We start from the raw sequence: 1,307 nt of genomic DNA, 5'->3' as shown, positions 1-1,307 counted from the left end.
GGAAACTTCTCAAAGTAACTTCCACTTATCTGACCAAAGTGGAAATTAGTCTAAAACGGATTTTTATGGTGGAATTAAGTGTGAGACGTTTGTGGTAGAAATGAGGCCTACTATGACCAAACATAAACACCTTACCCTTTCAGACCGTAATGATATCCAATTAGGTTTAGAGCGCGGTGAAACCTTCAAAGCTATCGGGCAACTTATTCTAAAAGATCCGACTACTGTTTCTAAAGAAGTCAAACGAAACAAACAAATTAGAGACTCTACCTTTAACAACCTTTCTTGCCCTCTACTCGATAAAGCTCCCTTTGTCTGTAATGGGTGCTCTAAAAGAAGACAAAACTGTGGCTATCAGAAAATCTTCTACCTCGCTAAACAAGCTCAAAAGCAGTACGAACAAACTCTTGTTGAATCTCGTGAAGGAACTCCCCTCAATTCCAAGACCTTCTGGGACATGGACAAAGTCATTTCTGAGGGTGTTAAAAAGGGACAACACATCTATCATATCCTCAAAACTCATAACCTTGATGTCAGCTCCTCAACTGTCTATCGACACATCCGAAAAGGTTACCTATCTATCGCTCCGATTGATCTTGCCAGAGCTGTTAAATTCAAAGAAAGACGGAAAAGTAAGCTACCTTCCATCCCTAAAGAAGCTAAAAAAGGCCGTTCCTATGAGGATTTCCTAAATTATTTGGCTCTTAAGCAACTAGACTCTTGGCTGGAAATGGATACAGTTATGGGTAGAATGGGAGGTAAAGTTCTACTCACCTTCAATCTATCTTTCTGTAACTTTATCTTCGCTAGGCTTCTGGAGAATAAAACTGCCCTTGAGGTTACCAAACATCTCTATGATATTAAGAATAACCTTCACGAAGCTGACAAAGACTTCTGCCAAATCTTTCCTGTTATTCTGACAGACAATGGAGGAGAGTTTGCCAGGGTTGATGACATCGAAATGGATGTGCGAGGAGAGAGTAGGCTTTTCTTTTGTGACCCTAATCGCTCTGACCAGAAAGGGAGAATTGAGAAAAATCACACGCTGATTCGCGACATTCTACCTAAGGGAACTTCCTTTAACAATTTAACTCAAGAGGACATCAATCTCGTTTGTTCACATGTCAATAGCGTCAAGCGCGCTGCTTTGAATGGAAAATCAGCCTATGAACTCTTTGCCTTTACTTACGGAGAAGAAATTCCTAAGCTTCTCGGCATTTCTAAAATACCTGCAGAAGACGTCTGTCAGTCTTCTAAATTACTCCAACATAAGATCTAAAAACTAACCTTCAACCCCATTCAAACGT

1 protein-coding gene is annotated in these 1,307 nt (G+C 40.2%); it reads left to right on the top strand.

All coding sequences use genetic code 11. The features are described 5' to 3' along the window. Positions 1 to 112 precede the first annotated feature (112 nt). Positions 113 to 1,279: an IS30 family transposase gene (locus QM406_RS10015; protein ID WP_414274121.1), complete on the top strand. Its 1,167-nt coding sequence runs from the start codon at positions 113 to 115 to the stop codon at positions 1,277 to 1,279. Positions 1,280 to 1,307 lie beyond the last annotated feature (28 nt).

This window comes from Streptococcus infantis (assembly GCF_047465035.1).
Lineage (GTDB): Bacteria > Bacillota > Bacilli > Lactobacillales > Streptococcaceae > Streptococcus > Streptococcus infantis_T.
This window is presented reverse-complemented; position numbering and strand designations above follow the sequence as displayed.